General features: G+C 72.6%; 6 protein-coding genes and 1 pseudogene. 1 reads left to right on the top strand and 6 read right to left on the bottom strand.

Translation table 11 applies throughout. The annotated features are described in order from the left end of the window. Window positions 1-14 precede the first annotated feature (14 nt). Window positions 15-896 (bottom strand): TetR/AcrR family transcriptional regulator, encoded by an 882-nt coding sequence (locus tag OOT08_RS01150; protein ID WP_325090748.1) that lies wholly within the window; start codon window positions 894-896, stop codon window positions 15-17. Between the two features lie 139 nt (window positions 897-1,035). On the opposite strand from OOT08_RS01150, the gene OOT08_RS01155 reads away from it, so the two are divergent. Beyond that, the gene (locus OOT08_RS01155) at window positions 1,036-1,515 is read left to right on the top strand and encodes a flavodoxin family protein (protein ID WP_325090749.1); all 480 of its coding nucleotides are present in this window, start codon (window positions 1,036-1,038) and stop codon (window positions 1,513-1,515) included. 131 nt (window positions 1,516-1,646) lie between these two features. Here the strand turns inward: OOT08_RS01155 and dprA are convergent, their stop codons facing one another. The 5 genes and pseudogenes from dprA to OOT08_RS01180 all read right to left on the bottom strand — a co-directional run. Further along, window positions 1,647-2,888, bottom strand: coding sequence for a DNA-processing protein DprA (dprA, locus tag OOT08_RS01160; RefSeq protein WP_325090750.1), 1,242 nt, complete (start codon window positions 2,886-2,888; stop codon window positions 1,647-1,649). 26 nt (window positions 2,889-2,914) lie between these two features. Then, complete coding sequence (locus OOT08_RS01165) at window positions 2,915-4,546, bottom strand: YifB family Mg chelatase-like AAA ATPase (RefSeq protein ID WP_325090751.1); 1,632 nt, start codon at window positions 4,544-4,546, stop codon at window positions 2,915-2,917. Further along, the gene (locus OOT08_RS01170) at window positions 4,543-5,046 is read right to left on the bottom strand and encodes a YraN family protein (RefSeq protein ID WP_325090752.1); all 504 of its coding nucleotides are present in this window, start codon (window positions 5,044-5,046) and stop codon (window positions 4,543-4,545) included. Before OOT08_RS01170 ends, OOT08_RS01165 begins: the two co-directional genes overlap by 4 nt. 226 nt (window positions 5,047-5,272) lie before the next feature. Beyond that, complete coding sequence (locus OOT08_RS01175; protein WP_325090753.1) at window positions 5,273-5,596, bottom strand: DUF2469 domain-containing protein; 324 nt, start codon at window positions 5,594-5,596, stop codon at window positions 5,273-5,275. 45 nt (window positions 5,597-5,641) lie between these two features. Continuing rightward, window positions 5,642-5,946 (bottom strand): annotated as a pseudogene (locus tag OOT08_RS01180) (ribonuclease HII); the annotation flags it as partial.

A 5,946-nucleotide genomic window follows, 5' to 3' on the forward strand; every position in this document is an offset into this window, starting at 1 on the left:
GGAACGAGTCACGTTCACAGATCTGAGGCGTCACGCAGAGAACGCACAGCGTCGACGGAGACCAGCGGATCCGCGAGCTGGCTTCTGAGCGCCGTGACGCGTGCAGCAGTCCACTCCTGATCGGGGTCGGGCTCGATGGCACCCAGGAGAATGCCCGCCTCGGCGGAGGTCGCCGAGCTCCAGGCAGCGTGCCGAGTCGAGCCGAACGCCTGTCGCTGCGTCGCCTCGGTCACTGAGGCGGGATCGGCGTAGGCGTGGATGAGCAGGCCAGTCGCGACGGCGTTCAGGGTGAGGGAGAGTTGCTCCCACGTGGTGGCGCCATCCGGGCGCAGGCGGTACCCCAAGAGGCGCGTCACCGCGGTGAGCGTCTCTGCACGGTGACGCGTAGCACGGCGCTCAGCTGCCGAGAGGGCATCGGCCACCCGGGCTCGGAGGTCCCCGCCCAGCACCCCCAGGTAGGCCGCCCTCAGGGCGACATACGCTTTCCACTCGGCGGAGAGCAGCATCGCGGCGAAGTCGGTCTCCACCATGACGCGAACGATTTCCACGATCAGGTCATGCCGCCCCTGCGACGTGTTGAGGCGACCGAGCAACTCCGTCGGGATCGATTCGAGGGCGTCGATGAGGCCGGGGATCTCACCCGAGAGGTCCGTCGCCCCGGCGAGTCGGACCAGCAAATCCGCGGCGAAAAGATCTTTTGTCGGCCACCGTCGGTACGAAGATGTCCGGGAAACACCCGCGGCCTGGATGAGGTCCTCCATACGCAGATGGTCGACACTGAGCGAGAGCCCGCGCTGTGCCACGACGTGCAGCCCGGCCTGGAGCATCCGCTCCTCCGTCTCGGCATCCGAGAACCGTGGCCGCCTCCGAGATCGTTCTTGCGCGTTCTGAGCCATGCGGATAGCCTACCCACGCTTTGGTACTTCGAGTACCAAACGGTACGGCCAGGGCGACGGAGGTGAAGAACGCTGCCAAGGCCCCGGTGCCGACATCGCCTGAGCATTCGCCCCAGCTCCCCGACCGTGAGGAACACTCATGAAATCCCTGATCGTCTTAGAGACCCATTTCGGCAATACCGAACAGATCGCGCATGCCATCGCAGACGGACTGCGTTCCCGCGGGGCGGAGGTCGTGCTCGCGCAGCCTGCCGAGGCACCCTCGCTGCAACCGTACGATCTCGTCCTCATCGGTTCCCCCACGCACAGCATGGGCCTCCCCACTGCCGGTACCCGGCACCAGGCACGCCGCCAGGGCGGTCGCCCCACCGCATCGGGCATCTCGGAGTGGCTCGCCGCGCTTCCCCGCCTCGAGGGGCAGCGGGTCGGTGCATTCGCGACGGTAACCGATGGGTTCTTCTCCGGGTCGGCTGCGAAGGTCATTGAAAAACAGCTGCGCCGACTGGCACCGATCTTCGTGGGCCGCAAGGACTTCACCGTCGGCGGCACCGCGGGGCCGCTGTTGGACGGTGAACTGCAGCGTGCCACGCTGTGGGGAGCCGCCCTCGCCGCCCAATGATCTGGCTCCGGATCGAGTTCGACGATGACGTCACCCGAGGCAGGTTCCCCTGGAGCGGGCACCGTTTTCCGTTGGCGTCGCCGCTCGGCCGCCGTTGTCGCGCCGAGGAGCGGCCGGGCTCACACCTCGCGTCAGGGCAGCTGCCAGCCGCGCTGGTGTGCGACGAGCTCGCCGAGGGTGACGAGTTCCGCCGCGGTTCGGGCGACCTCGGCCGGGCTCAGCCCGGAGCGGCGGGCGAGGCCGAGCGCGTCGGCGACGCCGCGCCCGGGCATCGCGTCAAGCACGCGGCGCTGCTCCGCCGAGGCGCTCATCGGGGCCGCCGGGTCGTCCTCCCCCGCCTCGGCCGCCACGTCGCGTCCCGCGCCGAGCAGTTCCCGGAGGTCCGGCACCCCGCCAATCACCTCTGCGCCGCGCTCGCGGAACAGGCGGTGGCACCCGGCCGAGCCCACCGAGGTGATCGGGCCGGGCACGGCCCCCAGGGGCCTGCCGAGTTCCGCGGCGTGGCCCGCGGTGTTGAGTGAGCCCGAGCGCCGCCCCGCCTCACACACGAGGGTGGCGACGCCGAGGGCCGCAATGATCCGGTTGCGTTGCAGGAACCGCCAGCGGGTGGGGGCCTGCCCCGGCACGAGCTCGGAGCAGACGAGCCCGCGCTCGCGGATCCGGGTGAGCAAGTCCTCGTGTCCCCGCGGATAGCTGCGGTCCGCGCCGCCAGCGAGCACCGCGATCGTTGGCCCCTCGCAGGCGAGCGCGGTGCGGTGGGCGACCCCGTCGATCCCGTAGGCCGCGCCCGAGACGATCGTGACCCCCTCCACCACCGCCGCCTCCGTGAGGACGCCGGTCACGTGCTCCCCGTAGGCCGATGCGGCCCGGGACCCCACCACGGCGAGGCTCCGGGTCCTGAGCAGCGCCGGCTCCCCGCGGCACCAGAGCAGCGCAGGAGCGTGCACGCCGAGGTCGTCGAGCTGGGCGGGCCACAGCGCATCCCCCGGGGCCACCGTGCAGAGCCCGGCCGAGGCCGCCCGCCGCAGATCCCCCGCGGTCTCGTTCCGGCTCAGCCGAGGCCGCCAGCGCTCCAGCGCGGGCCCGAGCCGTCGGCGCAGCTCCCGGCGGGTCTCGGGCGCATCGCTCAGCCGCTCGGCGAGCTCCCCCGGGCCGCCCGCCCGGATGACCGCGCGCAGCGCCCCGCTCGCCCCGAGCGCCCCGATGAGGAGCCCGGCGACCCCGTCCCCGGGCTCGGCCAGCCGGGACCAGACGACCCGAGCGTAGCGCTCCCCCGGCTCGGGTTCGGCGGTCGGCGGCTCCGTCGGCCCGCCGCCTGCTGGCACCGCCGCCAGCAGCGAGCGCTCCTCGGCGTTGAGGGCCAGCTCCCGCACAGCGGCCGTCTCCGCCGCCGCCTCGGTCACGGTGCCTCACCGAGTCGCAGGGCCAGCGCCTGTGCGATCTCGGGCCGCCCCGGCCGATCGACCCCGGCCAGGTCGGCGACGGTCCAGGCCAGCCGGAGCGTCCGGTCGTAGCCGCGCAGGGTCAGGCCCCCGCGGGCGAGGGCCGTGTCGAGCACCACGGTGGCGCTCCGCTCCGGCCGGTGCCGGGGGTGGCGCAGCCACGCCCCGGGGAGCTGGGCGTTCACCCGCCACGGGGTGCCCGAGAGTCGGTGCTCGGCTCTCCGTCGGGCCCGGCTGACCCGCTCGCGCGCCTCCTCGGTCGTCACGGTTGCCCCGGCCTCGGGTTCCCGGCTGAGCCGACTCACACGATTGAGCACCATCCGCACGTCGATGCGATCGCCGAGCGGCCCGGAGACGCGGGCCAGGTACCGCCTGCGTGCCGCGGGTGGGCACTCGCACTGCCGCTCTCCGTCGAGCACCCCGGCGAAGCCGCAGGGGCAGGGGTTGGCCGCGAGCACCAGTTGCACATCCGCCGGAAGCCGCGTGCGGCCACGCGCCCGCACGATGTCGACCCGCCCGGATTCCAGCGGCTGCCGCAGCCCGTCCAGCACCGCGGGCTGGAACTGGGCCACCTCGTCCAAAAAGAGCACGCCGTGGCAGGCGCGGGTGACCGCGCCGGGCACAATGTCCGCGCCCGTGCCGCCCCCGATCAGCGCGGCGGCGGTCGCCGTGTGGTGCGGGCTCTCGAACGGTGGCAGGCGGCGCAGTTCGCGCAGGGGTTCTCGCACATCCAGCGAGGCGATCGCGCTCGCCCGGAGGGCCTCGCGCGGGCCGAGGGGCGGCAGGATCCCGGGGAGCCGGCTCGCGAGGAGGGTCTTCCCGGCCCCGGGAGGCCCGATCATCAGCAGGTGATGCCGGCCGGCGGCGGCAACGATCAGCGCCTCGATGGCCGCTGGCTGGCCCACAACATCGCTCAGATTCGCGTCGGTGCCGGGGGCGCGCTCCCCCGGCTCGGTCGTCGGCCCGCCGCCGGGGGGAGCGCCCGAGCCGCGCGCCGTCGGCGCTGGCGCGGACGCGGGGGCAATCCCCCGTTCAGCCGCTGCCCCGGGCGGGGGCTTCGCCGGGGCATCCGCCCCGTGCCACATCGCCGCGGCCGTGAGGTTTGGGGCACCCACCACCTCGACCCCGGCGACGAGCGCGGCCTCCTCGCGACTGTCCGCGGGAACGAGGACCCGACGAAAGCCGTGCTCCTGGGCGGCAACAACGGCGCTGAGGAGGCCGGGCGGCCGCCGCAGGCTGCCGTCCAGGCCGAGTTCCCCGACGTGCGCGGTCTCCGCGAGTGTGTCCGCGGGCACCTCCCCCGAGGCGGCGAGGGCTGTGAGGGCAATGGCGAGGTCAAATCCGGTGCCGCGCTTGGGCAGCGCGGCCGGAGACAGGTTCACGGTGAGGAAGTGCTCACTGAGCGCGTAGCCGGAGTGCTGCACGGCAAGCTTGACCCGCTGCTTTGCTTCGGCCACCGCGGTGTCGGGGAGACCGATGATCGCCATGCCCGGGGTCTGCACCGACACGGCGGCCTCGACCTGCACGACCTCCCCGCTGACCCCGTTGAGCGCGATCGCCGTGGCCCGGGCAACCGTCGACACGCTCACGCGAGCCCGATCAGATGCTGGATTCGGGCCTCGCGGCCCGGGCGCAGGGTGATCCCGATGGCCTCGACGCGGAGGCGGCGGCCGAGCCCGGCGTTCTGCCTGGCCCAGGTGAGCAGCAGTCGCCGGACCCGGTGCACCTTCGCCGTGGTGACCGCGCTCAGTGGGGCACCGAAGTCAGCGGTGCTCCGCGTTTTTACCTCGATCGCCGCGATGACCCCGTCGCGGCTCGCGACAATGTCCAGCTCCCCGCCGGGGAACCAGCAGTTCCGCGCGAGGATGCGATAGCCCCGATCCACGAGAAAGCGACACGCGAGCTCCTCGCCGAGGAAGCCGGTGGCCGATCGGCGCGAGGCGCGTTTCTCGGGCGCCCCGGACCGGGCGCCGCCGGGCAGCCCGAGGGGTTGGCCGGGCGGTGGGCCGGGCGGTGGGCCGGTGCGTGTCCGCTCGGGCCCCGCTCGGGGCGGGAGTGCGGTCGGTGTTGCTGCGGTGCGTTGCGTCATGTGAACCTCCGCATCCAGCCTCTCCGGGCGGGACGGCGGGGTGGGCCGCGGGACCGGATCTGTGCAGAGCTGGTGGGAAGCTGCGTCGGTGTGGCCCGTTGCGGGCGGGGCGACGACCCAGGGTTTCCCGCCCCGCCTCGCCTCGACCCGGGCAGGGCAGGGCAGGGACGCAAAAACGCCGCCCGGCCCGGTGGGCCGAACGGCGTTTCAGATCCGCACGGGGTCGCTACTCGTCGAGGGCGAGCTCCCGGGGAAGCTTGAACTCGCGGGCGCTGAGCTCCTCGACGTTCACGTCCTTGAAGGTCAGCACGCGAACCGACTTGACGAAGCGATCGGCCCGGTACACGTCCCAGACCCAGACGTCGCTCATGGTGAGCTCGAAATAGAAGTCGTTCCCCGCGTCCTGTCGCTTGAGATCCACCTCATTCGCCAGGTAGAAGCGGCGTTCGGTCTCGACTACGTAGCGGAACTGGCCAACGATGTCCCGGTACTCCCGAAACAGCGACAGCTCAGCCTCGCGCTCGTAGTCGTCTAGCTCATCCTCGTTCATATCTTCCCTATCCTAGACGCTTCCGTGCGGGGGTGCGAGCCCGGCTCAACCAGCGTTCTTGATCCAGGTGCGGCGGTGGATCTCGGTCAGCCCGTGCGCCGCGATCCCCTCGTACTGGGCCTTCGCCCCGTAGCCCTTATTGCTCTGCCAGCCGTAGTGCGGGTGGAGCTCGTGCGCGGCGCGCATCTCCCGGTCCCGGGTCACCTTCGCGAGCACGGAGGCCGCCGCGACGCTGGCGCAGTCTCGGTCCGCCTTCACCCGGGTCATCACCCGCAGCGGGCGGCGCAGTGTGGGGCTGATCCAATCCCGGTCGCCGTCCAGCAGGACCGCGGAGCTGAGCACGGGGTGGC

The organism is Leucobacter sp. M11, from assembly GCF_035726885.1.
In the GTDB taxonomy this organism is placed as follows: domain Bacteria; phylum Actinomycetota; class Actinomycetes; order Actinomycetales; family Microbacteriaceae; genus JAPFRB01.